The organism is Marinigracilibium pacificum, from assembly GCF_012926615.1.
Classification (GTDB): Bacteria; Bacteroidota; Bacteroidia; order Cytophagales; family Cyclobacteriaceae; genus Mangrovivirga; species Mangrovivirga pacifica.
In genome coordinates, this window is record NZ_JABBNU010000028.1 from 1 (window position 1) to 1,406 (window position 1,406).

The following is a 1,406-nucleotide window of genomic DNA, read 5'->3' on the forward strand; positions in this document are numbered from 1 at the left end:
CCCTGAGAATCATGATTCAGATTGCATTAGGTTAAGGTGTGATAGATTCCGCTGACGACTAGCCCTATGACGAATTCTTAATTGTCAGGGCAAGTGTCAGGGTTATAAACTTCACTAGTAAGCTCAGAATGACGTTAAGGGTGTTACAGATTCTTCGTCAGTAGACTCAGAATGACGTTAGCGAGGGGCACTCTACTCGTCATTCTGAACGGCTTGTGCTGATTGCCGACAGGCATATCAGTAAGTGAAGAATCTGTTTGGTTATGGTAATGGGATATGGGTTATGGGTTATGGGTATTTTGGTAATCTTGTAAATTTTGATTCAGACATGTTAATATTACATTTTCATAATAATTACATATAACATTGTTTATTCCAGTATCTTCTGAGTTAGATTGTAACTCTTGGTTACTTTAATACTTTTTTCTTGATAAAAAAGTATCCAAAAAATCAAGACAATATCAAATCTCCTATCACACAATCAACCACACCCTCGTGATATTGCCATACCTCCCCGCCCTTCTATGAAACATGATGAAGTATCAAACAGCGTATTCTATTGGGAATCTTTAATTCTTGTAAATTTTGATTCAGATGGCATTGGGTTAAGGTGTGATAGATTCTTCGTCAGTAGACTCAGAATGACGTTAAGGGTGTTACAGATTCCGCTGACGATCTCCTAGACCCATGACGAATTCTTAATTGTCAGGGCAAGTGTCAGGATCTAAGAATCAAGACAATATCAAATCTCCCATCACACAATCAACCACCTCCGTGACGAACCATAGGTTGTCAGGACCTTCGGCTCGTGATATTGCCATACCTCCCCGCCCTTCTATGAAACATGATGAAGTATCAAACAGCGTATTCTATTGGGAATCTTTAAGTATTGTAAATTTTGATTCAGATGGCATTGGTATTTAATGCTACAGATTCTTCGTCAGCAGACTCAGAATGACGTTAATGGAGGGGCTGATTATTCGCCGGTAGGCTCAGAATGACGGTAAGGAGAGACAGATTCCGCTGACGATCTCCTAGACCCATGACGAATTCTTAATTGTCAGGGCAAGTGTCAGGATCTAAGAATCAAGACAATATCAAATCTCCCATCACTCAACCAACCACCTCCGTGACGAACCATAGGTTGTCAGGACCTTCGGCCCGTGATATTGCCATACCTCCCCGCCCTTCTATGAAACATCTTTAAAAATATGCGGCAATGTTCTTTGTTAGGAATCCTAGGAATCTTTTAACCCTGAGAATCATGATTCGGATTGCATTGGGTTAAGGTGTGATAGATTCTTCGTCAGTAGACTCAGAATGACGTTAATGGAGGGGCTGATTATTCGCCGGTAGGCTCAGAATGACGGTAAGGAGAGACAGATTCCGCTGACGATCTCCTAGAC

The 1,406-nt window shown here is 41.2% G+C and carries 1 protein-coding gene; it reads left to right on the forward strand.

Translation table 11 applies throughout. The annotated features are described in order from the left end of the window. Window positions 1-774: 774 nt before the first annotated feature. A complete protein-coding gene (locus HH304_RS21075; protein ID WP_169685278.1) occupies window positions 775-924 on the forward strand; it encodes a hypothetical protein in 150 nt (49 codons plus the stop codon). Window positions 925-1,406: the final 482 nt, after the last annotated feature.